Source organism: Amycolatopsis pithecellobii, from assembly GCF_009707865.1.
Taxonomy (GTDB): Bacteria; Actinomycetota; Actinomycetes; order Mycobacteriales; family Pseudonocardiaceae; genus Amycolatopsis_E; species Amycolatopsis_E pithecellobii.
Window position 1 is genome coordinate 1 of the sequence record NZ_WMBA01000092.1, and the last position, 24,693, is coordinate 24,693.

At 67.8% G+C, this 24,693-nt stretch carries 24 protein-coding genes and 2 tRNA genes; 6 read left to right on the top strand and 20 right to left on the bottom strand.

From position 1 onward, the window contains the following. A partial coding sequence (locus tag GKO32_RS35190) for a phosphoketolase family protein (RefSeq protein WP_512698972.1) occupies positions 1–386 on the bottom strand: 386 nt, incomplete at its 3' end. A gap of 263 nt (positions 387–649) precedes the next feature. Between GKO32_RS35190 and GKO32_RS35195 the strand changes: the two genes are divergently transcribed. After that, positions 650–907, top strand: a complete 258-nt coding sequence (locus GKO32_RS35195; protein WP_154761247.1) for a PLDc N-terminal domain-containing protein — start codon at positions 650–652, stop codon at positions 905–907. Between the two features lie 39 nt (positions 908–946). Here the strand turns inward: GKO32_RS35195 and GKO32_RS35200 are convergent, their stop codons facing one another. Further along, entirely contained in the window at positions 947–1,249 is a 303-nt protein-coding gene (locus tag GKO32_RS35200) for an SHOCT domain-containing protein (protein WP_312869107.1), read from the bottom strand. A gap of 220 nt (positions 1,250–1,469) precedes the next feature. Between GKO32_RS35200 and GKO32_RS35205 the strand changes: the two genes are divergently transcribed. Further along, positions 1,470–2,141: a response regulator gene (locus tag GKO32_RS35205; RefSeq protein ID WP_312869109.1), complete on the top strand. Its 672-nt coding sequence runs from the start codon at positions 1,470–1,472 to the stop codon at positions 2,139–2,141. Here the strand turns inward: GKO32_RS35205 and GKO32_RS35210 are convergent. From GKO32_RS35210 to GKO32_RS35220, 3 genes are all read right to left on the bottom strand, one after another. Continuing rightward, positions 2,131–2,640 carry a flavodoxin family protein gene (locus GKO32_RS35210; RefSeq protein ID WP_154761248.1) on the bottom strand — a complete coding sequence of 170 codons (510 nt, stop codon included), beginning with the start codon at positions 2,638–2,640 and terminating at the stop codon, positions 2,131–2,133. The genes GKO32_RS35205 and GKO32_RS35210 overlap by 11 nt on opposite strands. A 17-nt stretch (positions 2,641–2,657) precedes the next feature. Further along, positions 2,658–4,028: a DUF4389 domain-containing protein gene (locus tag GKO32_RS35215; RefSeq protein ID WP_154761249.1), complete on the bottom strand. Its 1,371-nt coding sequence runs from the start codon at positions 4,026–4,028 to the stop codon at positions 2,658–2,660. Positions 4,029–4,102: 74 nt separating this feature from the next. Further along, on the bottom strand, positions 4,103–4,585 hold the full coding sequence (locus tag GKO32_RS35220) for a universal stress protein (RefSeq protein WP_154761250.1): 483 nt from the start codon (positions 4,583–4,585) through the stop codon (positions 4,103–4,105). Between the two features lie 447 nt (positions 4,586–5,032). On the opposite strand from GKO32_RS35220, the gene GKO32_RS35225 reads away from it, so the two are divergent. Together GKO32_RS35225 and GKO32_RS35230 are read left to right on the top strand one after the other, a co-directional pair. After that, positions 5,033–5,452 (top strand): CBS domain-containing protein, encoded by a 420-nt coding sequence (locus tag GKO32_RS35225; RefSeq protein WP_154761251.1) that lies wholly within the window; start codon positions 5,033–5,035, stop codon positions 5,450–5,452. Positions 5,453–5,533: 81 nt separating this feature from the next. Further along, on the top strand, positions 5,534–6,532 hold the full coding sequence (locus GKO32_RS35230) for a zinc-binding alcohol dehydrogenase family protein (protein ID WP_154761262.1): 999 nt from the start codon (positions 5,534–5,536) through the stop codon (positions 6,530–6,532). Between the two features lie 32 nt (positions 6,533–6,564). Here GKO32_RS35230 and GKO32_RS38250 read toward each other — a convergent pair whose 3' ends face one another. The 6 genes from GKO32_RS38250 to gltX all read right to left on the bottom strand — a co-directional run bounded on the left by GKO32_RS38250 (position 6,565) and on the right by gltX (position 10,422). Beyond that, complete coding sequence (locus GKO32_RS38250) at positions 6,565–6,723, bottom strand: hypothetical protein (RefSeq protein WP_166459833.1); 159 nt, start codon at positions 6,721–6,723, stop codon at positions 6,565–6,567. A gap of 263 nt (positions 6,724–6,986) precedes the next feature. Further along, complete coding sequence (locus GKO32_RS35235) at positions 6,987–7,550, bottom strand: CBS domain-containing protein (protein WP_154761252.1); 564 nt, start codon at positions 7,548–7,550, stop codon at positions 6,987–6,989. Positions 7,551–7,798: 248 nt separating this feature from the next. Beyond that, positions 7,799–7,871 (bottom strand) — tRNA-Glu (locus tag GKO32_RS35240). Positions 7,872–7,922: 51 nt separating this feature from the next. Then, positions 7,923–7,994 (bottom strand) — tRNA-Gln (locus GKO32_RS35245). A gap of 92 nt (positions 7,995–8,086) precedes the next feature. Then, positions 8,087–8,782 carry an HAD family hydrolase gene (locus GKO32_RS35250; RefSeq protein WP_154761263.1) on the bottom strand — a complete coding sequence of 232 codons (696 nt, stop codon included), beginning with the start codon at positions 8,780–8,782 and terminating at the stop codon, positions 8,087–8,089. A gap of 161 nt (positions 8,783–8,943) precedes the next feature. Next, entirely contained in the window at positions 8,944–10,422 is a 1,479-nt protein-coding gene (gene gltX, locus GKO32_RS35255) for a glutamate--tRNA ligase (protein ID WP_154761253.1), read from the bottom strand. A gap of 88 nt (positions 10,423–10,510) precedes the next feature. Between gltX and GKO32_RS35260 the strand changes: the two genes are divergently transcribed. Next, positions 10,511–11,734 carry an FAD-dependent oxidoreductase gene (locus tag GKO32_RS35260; RefSeq protein WP_154761254.1) on the top strand — a complete coding sequence of 408 codons (1,224 nt, stop codon included), beginning with the start codon at positions 10,511–10,513 and terminating at the stop codon, positions 11,732–11,734. A gap of 18 nt (positions 11,735–11,752) precedes the next feature. Here the strand turns inward: GKO32_RS35260 and GKO32_RS35265 are convergent, their stop codons facing one another. The 3 genes from GKO32_RS35265 to GKO32_RS35275 form a co-directional block, all read right to left on the bottom strand. Next, positions 11,753–12,508: a fumarylacetoacetate hydrolase family protein gene (locus tag GKO32_RS35265; RefSeq protein ID WP_312869110.1), complete on the bottom strand. Its 756-nt coding sequence runs from the start codon at positions 12,506–12,508 to the stop codon at positions 11,753–11,755. Between the two features lie 31 nt (positions 12,509–12,539). Further along, positions 12,540–14,144, bottom strand: coding sequence for a citramalate synthase (cimA, locus tag GKO32_RS35270; RefSeq protein WP_312869112.1), 1,605 nt, complete (start codon positions 14,142–14,144; stop codon positions 12,540–12,542). Positions 14,145–14,366: 222 nt separating this feature from the next. Beyond that, a complete protein-coding gene (locus GKO32_RS35275) occupies positions 14,367–15,128 on the bottom strand; it encodes an SDR family oxidoreductase (RefSeq protein WP_154761255.1) in 762 nt (253 codons plus the stop codon). 157 nt (positions 15,129–15,285) lie between these two features. On the opposite strand from GKO32_RS35275, the gene GKO32_RS35280 reads away from it, so the two are divergent. Beyond that, complete coding sequence (locus GKO32_RS35280; protein ID WP_154761256.1) at positions 15,286–16,095, top strand: helix-turn-helix transcriptional regulator; 810 nt, start codon at positions 15,286–15,288, stop codon at positions 16,093–16,095. On the opposite strand, the gene GKO32_RS35285 is transcribed toward GKO32_RS35280, so the two are convergent. From GKO32_RS35285 to ilvN, 6 genes are all read right to left on the bottom strand, one after another. Continuing rightward, complete coding sequence (locus tag GKO32_RS35285; protein ID WP_154761257.1) at positions 16,088–17,131, bottom strand: 3-isopropylmalate dehydrogenase; 1,044 nt, start codon at positions 17,129–17,131, stop codon at positions 16,088–16,090. The two genes, GKO32_RS35280 and GKO32_RS35285, sit on opposite strands and share 8 nt — an antisense overlap. Before the next feature lie 203 nt (positions 17,132–17,334). Continuing rightward, positions 17,335–20,634, bottom strand: a complete 3,300-nt coding sequence (locus GKO32_RS35290; protein ID WP_154761258.1) for a S8 family serine peptidase — start codon at positions 20,632–20,634, stop codon at positions 17,335–17,337. A gap of 101 nt (positions 20,635–20,735) precedes the next feature. Beyond that, the gene (serA, locus tag GKO32_RS35295; RefSeq protein ID WP_312869114.1) at positions 20,736–22,334 is read right to left on the bottom strand and encodes a phosphoglycerate dehydrogenase; all 1,599 of its coding nucleotides are present in this window, start codon (positions 22,332–22,334) and stop codon (positions 20,736–20,738) included. Positions 22,335–22,539: 205 nt separating this feature from the next. Next, on the bottom strand, positions 22,540–22,815 hold the full coding sequence (locus GKO32_RS35300; protein ID WP_154761259.1) for a DUF397 domain-containing protein: 276 nt from the start codon (positions 22,813–22,815) through the stop codon (positions 22,540–22,542). A 179-nt stretch (positions 22,816–22,994) separates the two neighbouring features. Further along, positions 22,995–24,008: a ketol-acid reductoisomerase gene (gene ilvC, locus GKO32_RS35305; protein ID WP_154761260.1), complete on the bottom strand. Its 1,014-nt coding sequence runs from the start codon at positions 24,006–24,008 to the stop codon at positions 22,995–22,997. Positions 24,009–24,041: 33 nt separating this feature from the next. Next, on the bottom strand, positions 24,042–24,548 hold the full coding sequence (gene ilvN, locus GKO32_RS35310; RefSeq protein ID WP_312869116.1) for an acetolactate synthase small subunit: 507 nt from the start codon (positions 24,546–24,548) through the stop codon (positions 24,042–24,044). Between the last annotated feature and the right edge of the window lie 145 nt (positions 24,549–24,693).

Sequence of the window (24,693 nt, forward strand, 5' to 3'; positions counted from 1 at the left end):
CCACCCTCATGAATCGACCCCGGCACCTCCGGCGCAACATGACTCGGCACCCCACCAGGAAACGAAAACTGCCGGAACAACACCCGCATCCCCTCAGCATCCTGGGCGGCTTCCGGTGCCACCTCCGGATAACTGCCCTCCAACCAGGTATTCGCCAACAACGCCGGACCACCATGACCAGGACCCGTCACAAACATCACATCAAGATCATGCGCACAAATCAGCCGGTTCAGATGCGCGTACACAAAATTAAGCCCCGGCGACGTACCCCAATGCCCCAACAACCGCGGCTTCACATGCTCCCGCCGCAACGGCTCCCTCAACAACGGATTATCCAGCAAATAAATCTGCCCCACCGACAAATAATTCGCCGCCCGCCACAACATATCCACTTGAGACAATTCACGCTCACTCAGCACCGACCCGGTTTCCGCGATGGTGGTCACGAGCGCACCACCAAAACCGGGCACTGCCCCGAGCTGCCGACGATGATCTCACCGGTGGAGTCAGCCATGGCTCCCTCTCCCTGTGGTTCCGTTGCCGACGAAGCTACGACCGCGTGAGCGGGCCGGCAGCGGCCGAGTGTCCTGAGGTTCAGGGACTTCCTGCCCTGCTCACGGGTCATAGCCAGGTGGCAGGCTTGCCGGTTATGGCACGCAAGAAATGGTCCGATCTGAACACCACGGAACGCTGCCTCATCGTCGGCGCGGCAATCCTCCAGTTCGCCCTGGCGGGCGGCGCCTGGTGGGACCTGTCGCGCCGCCCGGCGAGCGCCGTGCGCGGCTCGAAACAGACGTGGGCGCTGGTGATCGCGATCAACTTCATCGGACCGCTGATCTACTTGCGCTTCGGCCGCAAGCCGGTGGAACCGGTCCGCGAAGCCGACTGGGACCCGCAGCTCCGGTGATCGTCGAGGAGCAGGCGACTCGGCCGCGAAAGGTGTGTTTCACGGGTACTGATCACGGTTCGTCGACGACATGTCCAGGTCGCGGCGCAAGGTGTCGAGCCTGCGGTGGTACTCGTCCTCGTCGATCTCGCCACGGGCGAACCGCTCGGCCAGTAACTCCTCCGGCGTCGACCGCCCGGTGGAGCCGAATCGACGCCCCGCCGAGCTTCGGCTGACGCCGCGCACCAGGACAAACACACCGAAGATCACCAAACCCCAGAACACGATCGTGCTCAGGGTCATCAGCGCGAAGCCCCAGCCACTCATCCCATTGCCGTACCAGTACATCATCGTGATCTCCACCGTTCCTTTACCGATCGCGGGGGTCCGAGACCTCCGCTTATCCGCCCACGGTCGTCGCCGGGGCCCACCGTGGGTAGGGACTTTCTGCTTCGTTGTCCGGCACCAACGTCCCGCCGTCCTCGACCGGCAACGCGCGAGGGCCGATGAGATGACCTTGGTCCCGGAACTCGGGGACCAAACGCCGCACCGGGACGGACCTTTGCGGTTCTAGCCTCGAGTCGTGAACACTGCGATCTCGGTATTCCTCGTGGACGATCACGAAGTCGTCCGACGCGGCGTGGCCGGGCTGCTGGAAGCCGAGCCCGGATTCACCGTCGCCGGCGAAGCGGCCACCACCGCCCAAGCACTGGCGCGCATTCCCGCGTTGCGCCCCGACGTGGCCGTGCTCGACGTGCGCCTGCCCGACGGCAACGGCGTCGAACTGTGCCGCGAACTCCGTTCCAAGCTGCCCGAACTGAAGGTCTTGATGCTGACCTCCTTCACCGACGAAGAGGCCATGCTCAACGCCATTCTCGCCGGTGCCGCCGGTTACGTCGTCAAGGACATCCAGGGCCTGAGCCTCCTCACGGCCATCCGTGAGGTCGGCGCAGGCCGGTCCCTGCTCGACAACCGTGCGGCCGCCACCCTCATGGCCAAACTGCGTGCCGACGCCACCGACAAGGGACCTCTTTCGCACCTCACCGAGCAGGAACGCGCCTTGCTGGAGCTGATCGGCGAGGGCCTGACCAACCGCCAGATCTCGGAGCGGATGTTCCTCGCCGAAAAGACCGTCAAGAACTACGTGTCCCGATTGCTCACCAAGCTGGGCCTCGAACGCCGCACCCAGGCCGCCGTCCTCGCGACGAAACTGCGCGAGCGGAAGCCCACACAGGACGTCAGTTTCACCCGCTGACCTCGGTGGCGAGCGCGCTGCCCCAGTCCCGCGCGCGGGCACACTCGCCGTCGGCCAGTTCGGGCGGTGTGGCACCGGTGACGTAGAAACTCTGCGGCGCGGTGACGAGCTTGATACGGCTTCGCTTCAGCTCTTTCGCCACACCCCGGGCAGCGGAACCGGTCAGCCACCGTGGCTTGTTCAGCCGGGTATCGAAGGCGGCGGCGCACAGTGCTGCCGGTGGCGATTTGAGCGTGGCGAGCCATTCGCGGACACCGATGTGGGACCGCACATCGCCGGTTGCCTGCTCCGCGGCGGCCTTCCGCGTCGACGGCCGGGTCATGCCGTGCACGTGGGTGGGGCCGCCGACGACCAGCAGGTCGACTCCGGCGAGCTCGTCCGGCGCATCGTCGACATTCACCACCTCCGCGCTGACATCGGCGCCCAACCCTTCCACAATGGCCTTCGCGACCTTCTCGGTGTTGGTGAACATGGATTCGTACACAACGAGCGCGCGCATCGGCGATCTCCTTTCCCTTACTGGTTCTGCATATGCCTCGACGCCAGGTGGATCGGCACCGCCACGAGCACGGCACCACCGGCCAGTAACACCACTCCGGTGACGATCAGCCCGGTCGCGATCCAACCCAGACCGGGAGCGGTGGCGCCGACCTCGGCCCGGATATCGAGCCCAGGCGCTCCGTTGGGGTTCATCACCACGAGCGCCCAGTCGTTTCCCGCGGCCGGCACGCTCAGGGTCTGGGTGCCGGTGCCGCTGGCCCGGGCGGTCCAGATCGCGGTGTCCTGGGGCAGAACCGCGGCCTGCGTTCCACTGTGGACGGTCAGGTCACGGGTCGACGGATCGCGCACGGTCACGTAACTGACATTGGCGAGATAGTCGCGAACCGGTGCCACGGGTGCGATGCCGACGAATATGGCCTGCGCGGGGTCGGTCGCCGTCACCCGGATCCGCACGTCACCGACGCTGCTGGTCACCGGAGCCGGGTCGAACGCCTCGGTCGTGAGGGCGTAGGTGCTGGTGGTGAACGTGTTCGAGACCGACAGATAGCCGTCGGCACCGCGGCCGGACTTGTCCGCCCACAGGAGGGCGGACCCGCCGGTCAGCAGGCCGACGGCGGTCAGCGCCAGTACCGCACCGGCCACCACGGACACCACCCGGCCCGCGGTCCACCGATGCCGCGTCCCGATGTCGCCGATCGCGGCGGCCTCGCCGAGCGGCCCACCCGGATCTTGGCCGCCGAGGTCGAGCCGGAACGGCGGGTACTGATCGGTCATCAGCGCCGCGTAGGCGCCGACCCGGACCACCCACCGGTCCAGGCCGACCACGAAATCGTGGATCGGCTTCGGATAGCGGCCGGTGAACAGCAGAACGACACCGGCGACGAACACCAGCACGCCCACCAGCCCGCCGCCGGCCCAGTCGAAGTTCCCGCTCCGCCCGTTCCAGGCGAACCACGTCCCACCGCCGACGAACAACGCGACGATGAGGTACTGCGGGATCGCCAGCAGCCACCACTTCACCAGCACCAGTCCCCGCGAAAGACGCTGCGGATAAGCCACGTCCAGCCGTGCCGGATAGCCGGGCACGTCGGCCAAGGTGAACGGCGGATACAGGTCGGTTCCCAGCGCCGCATACGCGTAGTACTGCACACGCCAGGTCCACCGCATGACCCCGACGTTGAAGTCGAAAACCGACCGCGGATACCGGCCCGTGAACAGAATCGCGAAGAACGCGACCACCGTCAGGACCGCGAAGGCGAACCACAGGAACGCCAGCACGAAATAGTGCGGGATGGCGAGTAGCCACTTCACCAGCCAGAGCCAGCGGGACAGTTTCGGATCGAGCCTGGCCTGCACCCGGACCGGATACGGCATGTGAGCGGTCATCGAAGCCGCCCTCCTTCTCCGATTGTGAGGCCACCAGGCCGAGCTGGACAGCCTCGTCCACAATGGACTGTCGGTCAGATGATCGGCCCGGTCTCGTCGCGCAGAGCACCGAGCACCTCGCCGGCGTTGCCCTTGGTCACCGCGGGCAGGATCACCACCGGGCAGGTGGCCGCACGCAGGCACTTCGCGCTGACCGAACCGAGCAACGCCCGCAAAACCATCCCGCGCCCGTGCCGGCCCAGGACCAGCAGATCGGCGTCCCGGGACGCGGCCAGCAGCACCTCGGCCGGATCGCCTTCGGTCAGCTCGGCGCGGATCTGCACGCCGGGCACACGCGCGAGGTCGACGAACTCGGCCAGCTCCCGCCGGTGCGCCTGCTCGATATCCTGGACAGTCCGCTTCCCCCACCCGGGATCGAATGCAGGAGCGTAGGACCAGGCGGTGACCGCACGGACGTCGCTGCCCGTCAGCTGTGCCTGCCGGACGGCCCAGCCCAATGCGGCGGCGCTGGTCGGTGAGCCGTCCACGCCGACGACCACGCTCTTCGCGGCACTCATGATTTCCTCCTCGTCGTGCTCAGAAGCTGCACCCACTCGCGCTCCCACCGCCCGCGCCGATGGCTGGGCTGGCTGGGCTTCGTCATGGTCGTCGGTGGTGCGTTCCTCGCGGCGCGGCATCTGCTGGATCCGGCCGCGGCGGTGGCGCTACCACGTTCCCGGCCCGATCCAGCCACACCGGGACCCGCGTGCCCTTCGCCGTCAGCAGCGCGTTCTCCCACCGATCCACCGACCGCACCAACGGGTTCCGGCTCAGCTGGGCCAGCCGCCACCATCGCTTTCCCGGCACCGGTATCGCCTCCTTCCGGATCCGAGAATCCGCCCCGATACGGGCTGAGCGAAGGGTCCTTCGGCCTCTCCGGGAATGTCCGAGGCCCCGTCCTGGCGGGTATTTCCGAGGGCCTTCGACTCTGTGGTGACCGCCCCCGCGGCCACCACAGTCAGAGCATGCGAACACGGGAAATCATGAGCAGCCCGGTCTACGGCATCACCGCCGACGCGGGCATCGAGGAAGCAGCCGCGTTGATGGTGCAACGCGGTTACACCACACTTCCGGTGATCACCGGCGACGGGACGCTGCTCGGACTGATCACGGAGGAGAACCTGGCCAGAACGCGCTTCACACCCGGTGCGCGCGGGGAGGCCACGCCCGACAGCGGTGCCGTCGTCGGCCTCGCGCCCGCAAATGTCCGGCAACTCGTGCACACGCCAGTGCCAACAGTGACCGCGGATACCGAGCTGACGGAGGTCGCCACCGCCATGGTCGAGTCCGGCCGGCGCTGCCTTCCCGTGGTCGACGCGGAAAATCACGTCGTGGGAATCATCAGCTGGCGCGACGTGCTGAGGCAGCTGCTGCCCCAGACCTGACCGCCGGCGGCTGAGATCGGTGAGGTCTTTTTGCTCTCGACAGACCCGCCGGTCCGCCATGACCCTCGGGTGATGACCGCGATGCGCGCATGGCGGGTGGACCGCCCCGGGCCGCCAGGAACACGCAAGTTCGACCTGTACGCCGCGCCGGTGCCGGCTCCGGCGCCCGGTGAGCTGCTGGTGCGGGTCCTCGCGTGCGGCGTCTGCCGCACCGATCTGCATGTGCTGGAAGGCGATCTCCCCGTCCACCGGCCGGGCGTCGTGCCCGGACACGAGGTGGTCGGCGAAGTGGTCACGCCCGCATCGGAGGCATCCGGGTTCACCACGGGCGACCGAGTCGGGATCGCCTGGCTGCGCGGCACCTGCGGACACTGCAAGTACTGCCGCTCCGGCGCGGAAAACCTGTGCCCGAACTCCACCTACACCGGGTGGGACGCCGACGGCGGCTACGCCGAATACACCACCGTGCCCGCCGCCTACGCCCACCACCTGCCCGGCGGTTACCCCGACACCGAACTCGCTCCGCTGCTGTGCGCGGGCATCATCGGCTTCCGGGCCCTGCGGCGCGCCTCGCTCCCCCCGCGGGGACGGCTGGGCATCTACGGTTTCGGAGCCAGCGCACACCTGGCCGCACAGGTCGCCCTCGCCCAGGGCGCGACCGTGCATGTGATGACCCGCAACGCCCAAGCCCGGCAACTGGCACTGGAACTGGGCGCCGCCTCCGCCAGCGGCGCGGCCGACCCGCCACCCGAACCCCTGGACTCGGCGATCCTGTTCGCACCGGCAGGCGAACTCGTACTCCCCGCCCTCGCCGCACTGGACCGCGGCGGCACACTCGCCGTCGCCGGCATCCACCTCACCGACATCCCACCGCTGAACTACCAGCACCACCTATTCCAGGAACGCCAACTGCGCAGCGTCACCGCCAACACCCGGGACGACGCACGCGACTTCCTGAACTTCGCCGCCGAGCACCGGCTGCACGTCGTCACCACTCCCTACCCCCTCGAGGAGGCCAATCGCGCCCTCGACGACCTCGCCACCGACCACGTACACGGGGCCGCCGTCCTCGTGCCATAGGCAAGTCATCAGCAGCTACGGCCCTCGTGAGGTCAACGCCTGACCGCACGGCGGCCGCTGGCGCCCAATGCGCCGATAAAGTCGATGGCCAGGCACACGAACAGCGCCACACCCCAGTTGTTCCACGGCCCCCAAGATGCGACATCGGGCGTGCCGTACCCGAGCCACACGAGCAACCAGATGACTGTCATCGCCATCACCTCACAGGGCACTCTTTGTCCATTGTGGATCATCAAGCCCCTCCAGCCTCCCGCCTCACGCGGGCGTGGCGACAGAGCCGAATGTCAGCCGGAGTCCGGGGACCTTCGGCTCTTTTCCTCACCGGCGCCACGAGCGACGGTCGACCGGCTCGCCCCGCACCACGACGTCCTAACGGCGAATCACGTTGCTGCGCGCGAAGCGCACGCTTGACCTGCTTTCCATTGTGGGCCAAGCGAATCCGCGCGAAAGCCGGTCAAGCCGGGGCCTGGTTGAGCAGTTCGGCACGCTCCACGCCGGCGACAGTCCTTGCCAGCAAGGCGATCACCCGGCGTTCGGCTTCGTCCTCGAACTGCCCGCTGATCAACGCGACACCGTCCGCGACGCGCACGTTCCACCGTTCACCGCTGCCGGAGTAGTCGGTCAGCACCGACCGCAACCGCCCGGCGATCGAATCGTCGCTGCTGATGAGCCGCCGCAACAGGTCCCGGCGGCTCACCACACCGACGAGCACACCGTCCTCCACCACGGGCACGCATCGCAACCGGTCGCCGAGCATCTGCCGCGCGACATGGTCCACGTCCGCGTCCATGTACACCACCTCGACCGGGCTCGTCATGAAATCGGCGACGACACCGTTGAAACCCGAACCGCAGCGCAGCGCGTCGGCCTCGGTGAAGATCCCCACGACCCGGTTCTCGCGGTTGACCACCGGCATCGCCGCGAACCCGTGATCGACCAGTGCCGCGGTCGCCTCACGCACCGGAGTCGACATCGTCACGTGGACCACCGGCTTGCTCATGATCTCCCATGCGTGCATCGCGTTACCTCACTTCGCCCCTCGACGTGACGATTCTCGGTAGCGCAGCCGCTCAATGGGAGTGGCGACCGTCCACGACCTGGAGGACCTTGGTCCCCGGCATGGACCCCTTGCCTCCAATGTGGGTATCCGACGGCCGGAAGAACACCGCCCAAGCCGCACTCTCCACAGTGGACAGCGGCAGCGGTGACAAAAACACTGGCGCCGCCGACCGAAATGGCCGACGGCGCCAGTGTGTATGTTGCGCGTACCCCCGATGGGATTCGAACCCACGCTACCGGCGTGAGAGGCCGGCGTCCTAGGCCGCTAGACGACGGGGGCTTGCTCTGCGTTGCGTGAGAAACTTACCAGAGTAACTTTCTCGCTCCGCAGCTGGGGTACCAGGACTCGAACCTAGACTAACTGAACCAGAATCAGTCGTGCTGCCGATTACACCATACCCCAACGGTTTGGCTGCTCCGCTCGCGATCCGGACCAGCTCCGCCGAGAGAAAATAGTAGCCTAGTCCCCCACCCGGCCCGCTACCGGGGCCCCGATCATCGCTGCGCGGGCACGCCAATCCGGGCAAACTCGCTGACCAGCAGCTGCGGCAGCTCATCGAGGCCGTTGATGACGTGCACTCCCTCAGGCACCTCGGCACCCGACTCGTGCCGGTCGAGCCAGACGCCCTCCAGGCCGGCGTCACGGGCGCCGACAGCGTCGGTACCCAGCTTGTCACCCACGTGAGCCGCCTCACTGGGGTCGCAGCCGAGCCGCGCGCACACCGAGTGGAACATCACGGGATCAGGCTTCGCGACGCCGATCTCACCGGCGATGGCGACGAAATTGAAGAAGTGGGCGAGCCCGAGGTCGGCCAGCTTCGCCCGCTGATGCGCACCCGAGGCGTTCGTCACGGCGGCCAGCAGCACCCCGGCGGCCCGCAACCACTCCAGGCACGGCAGTACATCGTGGAAAAGCCGCCATGAGCGCCGCACCAGGTCTTTGCGCTTTTCTTCGAACCGGCGGACCTCCGCGTCGTCCGCCGCCATCTCCAGCTCCCCCAGAAAGCACTGTGTGCGTCTGAAATGCATCGAGGCGTAGTCGACTTCGCCCGCCACCACCAGCGCCACGAACCGGTCGGTAATCCGCTCCCACCGCGACCACAGGTCCGACCGTCCGAGCAGTGCGGCGAGCGCGCGCCGGCCGGCCGCACTGAAATCGATCAAGGTGTCGTCGATGTCGAGACAGACCAATCGAAGGCTCGCCGGACTCCACGGATCCGGGGCGTCGAGCGTGGTGACAGGGGCAGCGATACGAGGGCGCGCGAAATCCACCACGTGAGGCTAGGGGACAGAGCGGTTTCGCGATTCGACCGACAAGGTGATTACTTTCGTCGATTCGCGATCGTGACTGTCTACTGTCGGTGGCCCGGAACCGCACGCAACAGCCGCGCGAGTGATGTTGACCGGCCGAGCAGTTCCATCGACTCATAGAGCGGCGGAGATACAGTGCGCCCCGTCACAGCGACGCGGATCGGTGCGAAAGCCTTGCGGGGCTTGAGACCCAGCCCGTCGACGAGGGCGTCCTTGAGCGCCTGTTCGATCGCCGGAGCCTCCCATGACGACAGTGCTTCGAGCGCTTCGATCGACGCGCGCAACACCGGCTCGGCGTCGGGTCCGAGTGCCTTGGCCGCCGCGTCCTCTTCGGGCACGAATTTGTCCTCATCAATGAACAGGAAGCGCACGAGCCCGGCCGCGTCCCCGAGCAGGGTTACCCGTTCCTGCACGAGCGGGGCGATCGCGTGCAACTTCGCGAGCTGCTCGTCAGCCGGCCGTTCGGGTAGGACGCCCGCCGCCGTCAGATAAGGAATCACTCGCTGCACGAAATCCTCGGCAGACAGCGACCGCAGATGCGTGCCGTTGATCGCTTCGGCCTTCTTCACGTCGAAGCGCGCCGGGTTCGCACTGACCTTGCCGATCTCGAAGGCCCGCACCAGTTCGTCCACACTGAACACATCGCGGTCGTCGGCAATGGACCAGCCGAGCAGCGCGAGATAGTTGAGCAGGCCCTCGGGGATGAAACCACGATCCCGGTAGTTGAAGAGGTTCGACTGAGGGTCGCGTTTGGACAGTTTCTTGTTGCCCTCCCCCATCACGTACGGAAGGTGGCCGAACTCGGGGGTGAAATCGGTGACGCCGATCCGGCGCAGCGCCTCGTACAGCGCGAGCTGCCGCGGCGTGGAGGGCAGCAAATCCTCACCGCGCAACACATGCGTGATCCGCATCAGGGCGTCGTCGACCGGATTGGTCAGCGTGTACAGCGGATCCCCGTTGGCACGCACCAGAACCGGGTCAGGCACGCTACCGGCCGGGAAGTTGATCGGCCCGCGCACGAGATCGTGCCACCCGAGGTCCTTCGCGGGCATGCGCAGCCGCAACACCGGCGTCCGGCCCTCGGCGCGGAACGCGGCGCGCTGCTCCTCGGTGAGGTCGCGGTCGTAGTTGTCGTAGCCCAGCTTCGGGTCCTGGCCCGCGGCCTTGCGGCGCGCCTCGACCTCGTCGTTGGTGGAGAACGCCTCGTACAGCTCACCGGCTTCGAGCAGGCGGCGTGCGACGTCGGCGTAGATCTCCCGGCGCTCACTCTGGCGGTACGGGCCGTACTCGCCGCCCGCGTCCGGGCCCTCGTCCCAGTCGATGCCGAGCCAGCGCAACGCTTCCAGCAGTTGCCGGTAGGACTCCTCGCTGTCACGGGCGGCGTCGGTGTCCTCGATGCGGAACACCAGGCTGCCGCCGTGGTGGCGGGCGAAGGCCCAGTTGAACAGCGCCGTGCGGATCAGCCCGACGTGCGGGGTGCCGGTCGGCGAGGGGCAGAAGCGTGCGCGTACGTCAGTCATAACCCATCCAGCGTATCCGCCTTGACGAGCGGGTTTCCGACGACCATCCTGGAGTTATTCAACGTGCGATGAAAATGGGGTGGGAACGATGACCGAACGCACGACGTGCCTGGTCGCGGGCGGCGGGCCCGCGGGAATGGTGCTGGCGCTGCTGCTGGCCCGGGCCGGGGTCGACGTGACGGTGCTGGAGAAGCACGGCGACTTCCTGCGCGACTTCCGCGGCGACACCGTGCACCCGTCCACCCAGACGCTGCTGGACGAGCTGGGGCTCGGTGAGAAGTTCGCCGCGCTGCCGCAGAGCCGGGTGAACACGGTTTCGCTCCCGGTGGGCGACGGCCGCACCCTGACGATCGCCGACTTCCGCGGGCTGAACCTCCCGCACCCCTACGTCGCGATGGTCCCGCAGTGGGATCTGCTCGATCTGCTCGCCGAGGCGGGCCGCGCCGAACCGCACTTCCACCTGCGGCTGGAGACCGAAGTCATCGGCCTGCTGCGGGAGAAGGGCCGCGTCACCGGCGTGCGCTACCGGACGGCGGGCGGCGAGACGGGCGAGATCGCGGCGGAGCTGACCGTCGGGTGTGACGGGCGCTGGTCCGCGGTGCGGACGCTCGCGGGGCTGCAACCGCGTGAGTTCCCGGTGCCGATGGACACCTGGTGGTTCCGCTTGCCGCGCAACGGAAACGAGCGTTCGGCGCTGGTGCCGGGGATGAGGAACGGCCAGTTCGCGGTCGTGATTCCGCGTGAGGGCTACTTCCAGATCGCGTACCTCGCCCGCAAGGGCATGGACGCGCAGCTGCGGACCGAGGGGCCGGCCGCCTTCCGGGAACGGGTCGCACAGGTGCTGCCGGACTTCGCCGACCGCGTCGGCAAAATCGAGTCGATGGACGAGGTGCGCCATCTCGACGTGCGGCTGAACCGGCTGCGCCGCTGGCACGCCGACGGGGTGCTGTGCATCGGCGACGCGGCGCACGCCATGTCGCCCATCGGCGGGGTCGGCATCAACCTCGCGGTGCAGGACGCCGTGGCGACCGCGCGGTTGCTGGCCGGGCCGTTACGCCGGGGACGGGTGACCCGCCGCGAACTGGCTCGCGTACACCGCCGGCGTCGGCTGCCGACGATGCTCGTGCAGGGCATCCAGCGCGCCATGCACCGCGGCATCATCCGGCCGTTGTTCGACGGCGGCCGCAGCGGACCCCCGAAGGTGATCGTCCGGCTGCTGACCGCCGTCCCGGGCGTCCGAGCCGTACCGGCCTACATCATCGGAGTCGGGCTGTTCCCCGAGCACGCACCGGAATTCGCCCGCCGTCCTTGAGGTTGCCGCGACCAGAACCTAAGCCTGGGCGGTGTTCGTCAAGGTGCCGATGCCTTCGATGGTGATGGAGACGCTCTGCCCGTTCGTCATCGGGCCGACGCCCTCCGGCGTGCCGGTGAGGATCACGTCACCGGGCAGCAGCGTCATCACCCCGGACACGAACTCGACCAGCTCGGGAATTTTGTGGATCAGCAGCGAGGTCCGCGAACTCTGCTTGACCTCACCGTCCACTTCGGTCCGCAGCGCCAGATCCGACGGGTCGATCGCGGTCTCGATCCACGGGCCCAGCGGGCAGAACGTGTCATACCCCTTGGCGCGGCCCCACTGCCCGTCGGCCTTCTGCAGATCGCGGGCGCTGACGTCGTTGGCGATGGTGTAGCCGAGGATCACGCTCGCGGCGCGGGCCGCCGGCACGTTCTTCACCGGCTGACCGATCACGATCGCCAGCTCACCCTCGAAGTCCACGCGCTCGGACTCGGCGGGCAGTTTGATGGCCGCGTTCGGCCCGATCACACTGGTCGAGGGCTTGAGGAAGGTCATCGGCGAACCCGGCACCTCGTTGCCGAACTCGGCCGCGTGCGCCGCGTAGTTCCGGCCGACGGCGATCACCTTCGACGGCAGGATCGGCGCAAGCAACCGGACGTCGGCCAGCGGCCAGCGTTTGCCGGTGAAATTGGGGTTACCGAAGGGATGTTCGGCAATCTCGAGGACCTCGTCCCCTTCGATCGACGCGAACGCGACACCACCGGCATGAGCGATCCGAGCTAAGCGCACCCGCTCACCCTAGCACCGGCGTGCGGCACGCTCAGCCGCGCAAGTTCTTGTGCACCAGCGCATCGCACAAGGCGAGCCAGCTGGCCTCGACGATGTTGGGGTGCACGCCCACGGTGGTCCACTCGCGATCGCCGTCACCGGAGGTCACCAGCACGCGGGTGGTGGCGTCGGTACCAGGATGCCCGGGGAGGATGCGCACCTTGTAGTCGGCCAGCTCGACAGTGTCCAACCAGGACAGATACGGCAGCAAAGCCTTGCGCAGCGCAGCATCCAGTGCGTGCACTGGACCATTGCCTTCCGCGGTCTCGATCACCCGCTCCCCCTTGACGTGCACCTTGACGGTCGCCTCGGAGATCACCTCGCCGTCGCTACGGTGATCGAGCACCACCCGGTAGGACTCCAAAGTGAACGGTGTGTCGTCGAAGTTCTCCCCAATTTCCTTGCGCAGCAACAACTCCAGCGAAGCATCCGCGGCTTCGAACGACCACCCTTCGGCTTCGAGGCGCTTGACCTTGCTCACCGCACTGGTGAGCGCCTCAGGCCGGCCGGCAAGGTCTACCCCGAGCTCACGTCCCTTGAGTTCGAGGCTCGCCCTGCCGGCCATCTCGGTGACCAGGACCCGCATGTCGTTGCCGACGGTTGATGGATCGATGTGGTTGTACAGCAACGGATCCACCTTGATCGCGCTCGCGTGCAGGCCCGCCTTGTGGGCGAAGGCCGACGACCCGACATAGGCCTGGTGGGTGTCGGGTGCGATGTTCGCGATTTCGGCAAGAGCATGGGAGACGCGGGTCAACTCGGCTGGCCCTCCGATCGGGAGGACCGGCATGCCGAGCTTGGCCACGAGGTTTCCCGTCACGGCGAACAGGTCGGCGTTGCCTGCCCGTTCCCCGTAACCGTTCGCGGTGCACTGCACATGCGTCGCGCCGGCCTGAACCGCCGCGATGCTGTTGGCCACGGCGCAGGAAGTGTCGTCCTGGCAGTGGATGCCGAGCCGGAAACCGGTGCGCGCCTTGATTTCCCGGACGGTATCGGCGATTCCGAGCGGCAACTGGCCGCCGTTGGTGTCACACAACACGACCACGTCGGCGCCCGCGGTCGCACCGGCGTCGAGAACGCGCACCGCGGTGTCCGGGTCGTCGGCGTAACCGTCGAAAAAGTGTTCCGCGTCAAGGAAAACCCGGCGTCCTTCGCGGACGAGGAACGAGACGGTGTCGGACACCATCGCACACGCCTCGGCGACGTCGACCCGCAGGGCGCGCTCGATATGCCGGCGATCGGACTTCGCGACGAGCGTGATCACCGGCGTCTCCGCGTCGAGCAATGCCTTGACCTGCGGGTCCCTGTCGGCTGTCGTGCCGGCCTTCCGAGTGGCGCCGAACGCGACGAGTACCGCGTGCCGCAAGGAAAGTTCGCCGGCGGCGGCGCGCGCGAAGAACTCGGTGTCCTTCGGCATCGCGCCCGGCCAGCCACCCTCGATGAAACCGACGCCCAGCTCGTCGAGCTGTCGTGCGACCGCGAGCTTGTCGGTGACCGAGTACGAGATCCCCTCACGCTGGGCCCCGTCGCGCAGGGTCGTGTCGTAGAGGTGGAACTCGTCGCCGAGCGGTGTGGCGGCTGGTTCCGTGCGAGCCACGATCTTCTCCTCATGCTCTGTGGACGGCGAAAAGGCGCAGTGGGCAAAGAAAAAACCTCCCGCAAGGTGCGAGAGGTTGGCGCGCCGGTGTCCGATGCGGACGCTACCCGGCGCGCTTGCCGATAATGATCACGGCGTACGAAGTCACTCGATCACTATGCCACACACCCGGGCCGGGCACCAAGCCCGGCGGGGTGTGACTCAGGTCGTTCGGCTCACTTGTCAGGGTCGTTGGGAGGTGGGGCGGATGATGATCTCATTGATATCGACGTCGTCACCGGCATTCACGGCGTAACTGATCCCGGCGGCGATAGCCGAGGCAGGCAATGCGTTGGCACGGTACTTCCGCATGGCTTCCCGAGCCTCGGGATCGGAGATGGAGTCAGCGAGATTCGATTCCGTCACCCCGGGGGTGACGGTGGTCACCCGAAGCCATGCCCCGGACTCGATGCGCAGGCCCTCGCTGATGGCCCAGGCTGCGTATTTGGTGGCGCAGTAGACAGCCGCGGTGGGGACTACCTCGTGCGCGCCCGTCGAGGCCACGGTGACGATGTGGCCGCTCTTCTGTTCGTGCATCACCGGCAATGCCGCGGCGATGCCGTGCAGCACACCACGGATGTTGACGTCGATCATGCTGTTCCATTCCTCGACCTTGGTCTGCCCCAGGGAGGACAGGGGCATGATCCCGGCGTTGTTGACGAGCACATCAAGCTTTCCGAACTGCCGCACGGCATCTGCCACAGCGTTCTGGACACTTTCGCGGTCTGTGACGTCCAAGGCGACGGCCGTGGCGGTGCCGCCCATGGCACCGATGTGTGTGGCCAGTTCCTCCAGCCGGTCCTGGCGACGTGCGCCGAGGACGACCGTGTGCCCGTCCTGCGCCAACTGGAGGGCTGTGGCTGATCCGATACCGCTCGAGGCTCCCGTGACCAGCACAATTTTCCCGGTCCGCCGCACCGGGGTCTCGGTGGTGCCGATGCTCATGATGGTGGTGCTCCTGGTTCTCCCGGTTTCACCGGGACAGCTCGCCTGTACGTTCGGCGTTACCTTCCGCGTGGCCGGAACGGTGGACCAGACCGCGGTGAGCCTGGGTGCCGCGCGGCCACCCACAGGCGGCGCGGCCTGCCTAGAGTTGACAGTCATGAGCATTGCCGAGTACCTGCGCGGTGTCCGGGCCCGGCTGGAACCGGTGGCCCTGGGCCTGCCCTACAGCGGTACCCGCCGGGTACCGGGGCTGCGCCGGGAAGAGGTCGCGGTACTGGCTGGGGTCAGCGTCGACTACTACACCCGGATCGAACAGGGCCGGGAGACGAACCCCTCGGCACAGATCATCGAGGCACTGGCCCGTGGTCTCGATCTGACCGGTGATGAGCGGGAGCATCTCTTCCGGCTGGCCGGATACCAGGCGCCCGTCAGCAGAAGACTCGATCAGGTGCGCCCGGAACTGGCCCGCCTGCTCGGGCAGTGGCGGGACCAGGCGGCGTTCGTGCTCACCGGAACACTGGACGTGATGGCCCCGAACAGCCTGGCCCGCGCCCTTTTCAGCGGGTTCACGGAGCAGGACAACCTCGCCCGCATGGTGTTTCTGGACCCGGTGGGCAGAACCTTCTACACCGACTGGGACCGGGCCGCCGAGAGCGTGGTCTCCGTTCTCCGGCACAACTCCACCCGGCTACCCGCGCCCTGCTTCGACCCGTTCATCCGCGAGATGTCCGAAGCCAGCGAGCGCTTCGAACGTCTGTGGAAGAACCAGCACGTCCGGGGAAAGACCCACGCGGTCAAAAGGCTTCATCATCCCGAAGCCGGTGACCTGAGTCTGGAATACCACGCGCTTGAGGTTCCCGGTTCCGACGCCTGGCAGGTCGTCATCTACGTCGCCGAACCCGGCACCACCTCAGCAGAGGCTTTCGCACTGCTGCACGCCTGCGCCCCGGCGCCGCGACTCAGCTGACCGGGCGGGTGTTGGACGAGACCAGCGCCGCCAGCCGGTCGCCGATGGCGTGGGTCGAACCGGGGTTGCCCTGGTCGCGGGTGGCCAGGTCGAAGGCGACCGACGCCTCGATGCGGCGGGCCGCTTCGCGCTGGCCGAGGTGGTCGAGCAGCAGCGACACCGACAGCACCGCGGCCGTCGGGTCGGCCAGGCCCTGGCCCGCGATGTCCGGGGCACTGCCGTGCACCGGCTCGAACATGCTCGGATTGCGGCGGGTGATGTCGAGGTTCCCGCTCGCCGCGAGCCCGATCCCGCCGGTGACCGCGGCGGCGAGGTCGGTGAGGATGTCGCCGAAGAGGTTGTCGGTGACGATCACGTCGAACCGCGACGGGTCGGTAACCAGGTGGATGGTCGCGGCGTCGATATGCGAGTACGCGACCGTGACGTCGGGATGCTCCAGCGAAACCTCTTCGACGATCCGCGACCACAGCGAACCGGCGTGCAGCAACACATTCGTCTTGTGCACGAGCGTCAGATGCTTGCGGGGCCGGTCTTCCGCCCGGTTGAACGCGTCCGCGACGACCCGGCGGATCCCGAACGCGGTGTTGACGCTGACCTCGGTCGCGATCTCGTGGTCGGTGTCCTTGCGCAGCAGGCCACCGTTGCCCGCGTACATCCCTTCGGTGCCTTCGCGCACGACGAGCATGTCGATCTCGCTGCTGGAGTCGGCAAGGGGGCCGCGGACCCCGGGGTACAGCCGGGCGGGCCGCAGGTTGACGTGGTGGTCGAGCTCGAAACGCAGGCGCAGCAGCAGACCGCGCTCGAGGATGCCGCTGGGCACGCTCGGGTCCCCGACCGCGCCGAGCAGGATCGCGTCGTGCTGGCGCAGCTCGCCGAGCACCGATTCGGGCAGCAGCTCCCCCGTCGAGTGCCAGCGGGCGGCACCCAGGTCGTAGGTGCTGGTTTCCACACCTGGCATGACTTCGGCCAGTACTTTGAGCGCCTCGGTGATCACTTCGGGTCCGATCCCATCTCCTGGGATCACCGCGAGCCGCATCCAGACACCTCCGTCAACCAGTGCGATGAGGCCCCGTCCAGACCCCATTCGCACGAAAACTCCAGCGACCGGGAGGTTACCGCCCGTTGTCAACCAGCCGAAGCGCCACCACCCATATGCCGTAAATTCCCACGCCGCGAGACACTCGAACGGGTCGGTGAAATGCCGCCACACGAGGTGGGACGGCCATCCACCACCTCGCCTCAGCGCACTTTGATCACCTGTGCGCGCGAAACGGCCCCGTTGTGGTGCGCCAGCACCAGCAGACCGTCACCGGTGTCCGCGTCCGCGGCACCTGTGTTGCGCTCGACCAGTAACCGGGTGCCGGGCTGCGCGGCATACGCCAGCGCCGGCCCGCCCTTGCCGCGGATGGTGTATCCGGGCGCGAGCGGGTCGAACGACAACGGCGTGGACACCGCGTCGATGATCGAGTTCGGGCTGCCCGGCGCCTTGTAGTAACCGGCGACGCCGACGGTGTAGCTGATCCGGTGGCCGGCCGCCCGCGGGTCGATGCCGATGGCCGAGAGGCTCACCGGCAACACCACCACGTTCGTGTCGAACACGTTCGTGTCCACGTCGCCCAGCTGTCCGTTGACCGCGGCCATGGACACCGAAGGCTCGCCCGCGACGTTCAAGTTCACCGTGTTCACCAGCAGCGCGTCGCTGCCGTCCGGCTTCGTGACGAAGCTTTCGAAGTCGGGCTTGCCGTCTCCGGTGGTGTCGATGTCGACGAACGGGATCGTGTTGCTGCCGAGGTTCGCCCAGTCGCCCCAGGTCGAAATGCCGAACGCGAGCACCGCGTCCTGCGGGGCGCCGGCCTCCTTCGCCGCCGGTGCCGTCGATGCCGCGCCGACGAACTGCAGGTCACCGCCCTTCGCGGTGCCGTTGACGGTGCAGCCCTCGGTGAGGTTGCCACGGCACGGCGGCAGCTTCGGCGAGCTTGCCTGCAGCTCGAACACGCTGACCAGCGACTGGTACCGCTCGCCCCCGCTTCCTTGGTCCAGACCACGGCCGGACAGGGAGAGTGACGACTGGTCACCACGGAAGTTGAGCGTGTTCGGGACGGTGATCGCGGAAACCGGCTTCGGCGCGGCGTAGACCGGCACGCGCAACGCCGGCCCGCCCGAACCCGGGGTGAACACGACGCGACCCGAGGCGTCGGCCAGGAACTGGCGCGCCAGGTCCGCCTGCACGCTTGCCATCGTCGGGTCGATGACCTTGCGCAGCGCCGCCGGGTCGGTGACCCGCAACGTGACTCGCACGAACGCGGTCCCACGCGGTCCGACGCGCACCGAATCGGACGACAGCTCGTACCGCACGCCGGGCAGCTGATCGGCCGGCTGGTACGCGACCCGGTAACCGGCCGGGGTACTCCCCTTGTTGACGACCTTGATCGTCTTGGCCTGCGACAACGGGTGGCCGGCTTCGACGGTGCCGAAGCCGACGCTCACCGCGCCGGGGTCGTCGGCGACATAGGCCAGCACCGAGGTGTCGAGCGCGGCCTTCGCGTCGATCCGCCCGGCGCCGACCCGTTGCGGCGCATAGGTTTTGCCGTCGGCGGTGACGTCGTGGCCCGCGGTGTTGACGATCGCGGCCTTGACCTCCTCGACCGTCCAATCCGGATGCGCCTGGCGCAGCAGCGCGCTGATTCCAGCGGTGTGCGGCGCGGCCATCGAGGTACCCGAGAGCACGGTCCTGTCGTTGCCGCTGCCACGGAACGCCGACGCGATCGTGTCACCCGGTGCGGCCACGTCGGGCTTCACCGCCGGCCCGCGCACGCCCCGCGCGGTGAACACGCTCGGCGTGTCCACAATGGACTGATCGGAGGTCGGCAGGCTCGCCCGGCCGGTGCCGTACAGGCGGACGGACAGGGTCCCGGCGTCGAGCGAAGGCCGCACAGCCGTGGTCGCCGACGCGGTGAACTGGAACATCGGGATGGCTGCGTTCCCCGCGATCCCGGCCACGAAATGCTCGGTGCCCGAGGACAACAGCACCCCCTTCGCCCCGGCCGCCTGCGCGTTGTTCGCCCGGGCCCCGGAACCACACGCGCGCGTGGCGTCGTTGTCGTACCAATCGAGCCAGACGAACTTGCCGGCCGCGGTGGTCTTGTCGGCGGCGCTGTAAGCCGCGCACCCATCGGCGTTCGCCGCGGACAACTTCACCACGGAGTTCGTCGCGTCGAGTGTGTCGTAACCGGTGTAGTTCTGGCTGTACTGGCCGCCTTTGCGTCCGGCGACCTCGGCGGGCGCGGTCACGTCGGCGGCGTCGCGCAGCACGGAGGCGTCCCGGGTGCTCGCGACCGTAAGCGCTTCGGGGGTGTTGCCCGGCGAACCACCCACGTCATAAAGGTCGCCGCCGTTGCCCGCGGAGATCACCGACAGCACGCCGGCCTGGGCCAGCTTGCGCACGAACAGCGAGTCCGGGTCGTCCGGCGCGCCGAAGTCACTGCCCAGCGACATGTTCACGATATCGAGATGGTCGGAGAAGTCGCCGTCGCCGTTCGGGTCCAGCGCCCAGTCCATCGCCTGCGACGTCACGTTCGTCGAACCCGCGCAGCCGAACACCTTGATCGCGTACAGCCGTGACTTCGGTGCCGTGCCGGGGCCGATCTTCATGGCGGTCAGCGAATCCGGCGTCAGCTTCGCGTAGTCGCCGGTGAACGTCTTGCCGTCCGCGCCGATCCCGAACCCGCCGATGGTGCCCGCGACATGGGTGCCGTGCTCGCCACACGCGAGCGGATTGGGGTCGGGGACCGGGTCGGGCGAACCACTGGTGCCGGCGGAGTCGTAGTCGTCGCCGACGAGATCGGTGCCGCCGGCGATCTTGGCGCTCGGGAACAGCGGGGTCGGCTTCGTCCGGTCCACCGAGTCATAAGCGGCCTTCGTGCCCGGACCACCGAAATCCGCGTGGGTGTAGTCGATCCCGTCGTCGATCACGCCGATCCTGACACCCTCGCCGAGGCGGCCGGTCTGCTGCCACGCGGCAAGCGTGTTCGTCAGCTGCGCGGCGCTCGCGTTTTCACGGGTCTTCGGCACCACGGTCCGGACGGACACGACGTCCTCGCGCTGCGCGATTTCCCGGATTTTCGCCGCGTCCGCGGTGACCACCACACCGGGCACCGCGTTGGAGGTCTGGAACAGCTTCTTCGTGCCGGCGTCGAGTGAACGCAGCCGGCCGAGCACGGCGTCCGCCGAGCCGGTGACGCCTGCCTTCGCCGCGTTGGCCGCCTGCTTCGCCTTCTCGGGGCCACCGCCCTTTGCCTGCGCGGCGTTGAAGGCGTCGACCGCGGGCTGCCGTGCGAGCTCGATGAACGCGGTGGTTTTGCCCTGCGCGGCGGTGATCCGCCCCGACAGCTTGCCGGCGAGGCCGGTCGCGTCGACCTTCGCGCCGGGAAGGCCAGCGGCGAGATCATCGGGCGGTGCCGCACTGGCTGTGCCGACGACCGAAATGGCCAAGATGGCAACGAAAACGGCCGCAAACGACCGCCGGGCCCAGGGTCTCATCCGAGTCCTCTTCCTGATCAAGGTTGAGGTCAAGTTAACCCGGGAGCCCGGCGGTCATCCAGAGCAAAAGGGAGAAATCCGACGTCAGTCGGCGAATCGCGTCACTCGAAGGTAATCGCCCGGATCGTGCGGGCACCGACGGTGGCCGCGATCGGCTCCAGCAGGTGCGCGTCCACCTCGCGGTCGACCCGCAGCAACATCACGGCGTCGGTGCCGTCGGTGGTCTGGCTGATCTGCGCGGCCTCGATGTTGACCGACGCCTCACCGAGCAGCGTGCCGACGCGGCCCATGATGCCGGGGCGGTCCGGGTATTCGAGCAGCAGCACGTGCCCCTCGGCCCGGATGTCGAAGTGCCTGCCGTTGACTTCGACGAGCTTCTCGACCTCGGTCTTGCCGGTGACCGAACCCGACACCGAGATCGCGCTACCGTCGCTGTGCACCGCGCGAACGGTGACGAGGCTGCGCCAGTTCGGGCTCTCCGGCTCGGTGACCAGCTCGACGCCGACACCCAGTTCCTCGGCGAGGCGCGGCGCGTTCACGAACGTCACCTGGTCCTCGACGACCCCGGAGAACACACCGCGCAACGCGGCGAGCTGCAACACCGAAACGTCCTCAGTGGACAGTTCACCGCTGACCCGCACCGTGACCGACGCCGGCGCCTTCTGACTCAGCGCCGACACGACCGTGCCGAGCTTCTGGGTCAGCGACAGGTACGGCCGCACCTCCTCGCCGACCGAACCGCCGCCGGACACGTTCACCGCATCCGGCACGAAATCCCCGCGCAGGGCCAAGCGCACCGAGTGCGCCACGTCCGTGCCGGCGCGGTCCTGCGCCTCGGCCGTCGAGGCGCCCAGGTGGGGGGTGACCACGACGTTCGGCAGCTCGAACAGCGGGCTCGCGGTGGTGGGCTCGGTGACGAACACGTCGATCCCGGCGCCGCCGACGTGACCGCTGCGGATGGCGTCGGCGAGCGCGTCCTCGTCGATCAGGCCACCACGCGCGGCGTTCACGATGATCACGCCCTGCTTGGTCTTCTTGAGCGCCTCGGCGTCGATGAGGCCCTTGGTCTCCGGCGTCTTGGGCAGGTGGATCGAGATCGCGTCGGCGCGGGCGAGCACCTCGTCCAGGCTCAGCAGCTCGATGCCCAGCTGCGCGGCGCGGGCGGCCGAGACGTACGGGTCGTAGGCGATGATCGTGGTGTCGAACGCGGCGAGGCGCTGCGCGAACAGCTGGCCGATCTTGCCGAGGCCGATGACGCCGACGGTCTTGCCGTTCAGCTCGACGCCGGTGAAGGAACTGCGCTTCCATTCCCCGCCACGCAGACTCTGGTCGGCGGCGGGCACCCGACGGGCGACGGCGAGCAGCAGGGCGACGGCGTGCTCGGCCGCGGAGACGATGTTCGAGGTCGGCGCGTTGACAACCAGGACGCCACGCGCGGTGGCCGCCGGTACGTCGACGTTGTCCAGCCCGACACCGGCCCTGGCGACGACCTTGAGCTTGCTGGTCGCGCCGAGCACCTCGGCGTCGACCTGGGTCGCGGACCGGACGAGCAGCGCGTCAGCGCCCTGCACCGCGTCCAGGAGCGCCGGACGGTCGGTGCCGTCCACATGCCGGACCTCCACCTCGTCTCCGAACACGTTCAGCACGGAAGGCGCAAGCTTCTCGGCGAGTAGGACGACGGGCTTGCTGGGGTTGGTCACGATGAAGCTCCCAAAGAAGACGCAGCACCACGGATGACCAGGAGTCTAGTCGCGCTGTTCACATGGCTGTTACCGGGGACTTTTCGCGCGCGGCCCGGGGAGTTGGCATCGGCCTGCTGGCGCTCATGCCGGTCGCGGCGGCCCTGCTGTGGCGTACGCCTGGCGCGACGTCGAGGCGAGCGAACGCACCGAGACCCGGCTGATCCTAGCGCTCCGGGACGTCGAACTCGCCGTCTTTGGCGCCGGCCACGAACGCGTCCCATTCGGACGGTGTGAACACCAGCACCGTGCCCTCGGGCTCGGCCGAGGAACGCAAAGCGGTGTAAGTGATTCCGTCCGTGTGCGGGACGAACGCGTACTCGATCGCGTCCGGAATGGTCACTCCGGCAGGCTCGGCACGGTGCCACCGCGCGCTTTCCAGATCGAGCTCATCGCGCAGCCCGGCCTTGTCATCGACGGAATTACCGCCTTGATCACCCATGCCGCTTACCGTACAGCGCCATTCGTCACCAATCCGACCACAGTCACGGCTATCCGGCTTGGGTGGCAACGGTAACGCGCTGCTCGGGGTCTGCCTACTTTTGGTCGGATCGGTAACGCGTATCAAAAGGCGCCGCCTTCACGAGGTTAACCCCGTGAAGGCGGCGCCGGGGAAAAGGATCAGGCGGTTTCGGTGATGGGACGGTCCACCCAGGACATCAGGCCACGCAGCTTGCGCCCGGTGTCCTCGATCGGGTGCTGCTCACCGGCTTCCTGGAGCTTCTTGAAGTTCGGCCGCCCGGCCTCGTCCTCGCCGACCCATTCGCGGGCGAACGTGCCGTCCTGGATTTCGCCGAGAATGCGGCGCAGGTTTTCCTTCACCTCGGGCGTGATGACGCGGGGGCCACGGGTGAGGTCGCCGTACTCGGCGGTGTCCGAGATGGAGTACCGCATGCGCGCGATCCCGCCCTCGTACATGAGGTCGACGATCAGCTTGAGCTCGTGCAGCACCTCGAAGTAGGCGATTTCCGGGGCGTACCCGGCCTCGGTCAGCACCTCGAAACCGGTCTGGACCAATGCGCTGGTGCCACCGCACAGCACCGCCTGCTCACCGAACAGGTCGGTTTCGGTCTCCTCCTTGAAGGTGGTCTTGATGACACCCGCGCGCGCCCCGCCGATGGCCGCCGCGTACGACAGCGCCAGTGCCTGCGCGGTGCCGGTCGGGTCCTGCTCCACCGCGATGAGGCACGGTACGCCCTTGCCGTCCACGAACTGCCGGCGCACGAGGTGACCGGGGCCCTTCGGCGCGACCATGGCGACAGCCACGTTGGCGGGCGGCTTGATCAGCTCGTAGCGGATGTTGAAGCCGTGGCCGAAGAAGATCGCGTCGCCGTCGGAGAGGTTCGGCTCGATGTCCTCGGCGTAGATGAACCGCTGCTTGGTGTCCGGCGCCAGGATCATGATCAGGTCGGCCTCCTTGGAGGCCTCCGCCGGGGTGAGCACCCGCAGGCCCTCCTCCTCGGCCTTCGCGCGCGACTTCGACCCCTCCGGCAGACCGATGCGCACATCGACCCCAGAGTCACGCAGGCTCAGCGCGTGCGCGTGGCCCTGGCTGCCGTACCCGATCACGGCGACCTTGCGACCCTGGATGATGCTCAGATCGGCGTCGTCGTCGTAGAAGATTTCCACTGACATGAGGGGTATTCGTTCCTTCCGAATCTTTGGTGACTAGCGGGGCGAGGTTGCGGTGATCGAACGCGCGCCGCGGCCGACCGCGACCATGCCCGACTGCACGATCTCACGAACCCCGTAGGGCTCGAGCATCCGCAGGAGGGCGGACAGTTTGTCGTCGGTGCCCGTGGCCTCGATCGTCAGCGCCTCCGGCGAGACGTCCACCACCTTGGCACGGAAAAGCTGCACGGTCTCCAGCACCTGGCTGCGCACGGTGGCGTCGGCGCGGACCTTGACCAGCAGCAGTTCGCGCTGCACGGACACGGCCTGCTCGAGTTCCACGATCTTGATGACGTTCACGAGCTTGTTGAGCTGCTTGGTCACCTGTTCGAGCGGTAGCTCCTCAACGGCGACCACGATCGTCATCCGGGACACCTCGGGGTTTTCCGTGGGGCCCACGGCGAGGGACTCGATGTTGAACCCGCGGCGGGAGAACAGCCCGGCCACCCTGGCGAGCACCCCGGGCACATTCTCCACCAACACGCTGAGGGTATGCGTAGTCACTGCGGCGTCACCTCGTCATCGTCGAACAGCGGGCGGATGCCGCGCGCCGCCATCACCTCGTCGTTGCTCGCCCCGGCCGCGACCATGGGCCACACCTGGGCATCCTTGCCGACCACGAAATCGATCACGACGGGACGGTCGTTGA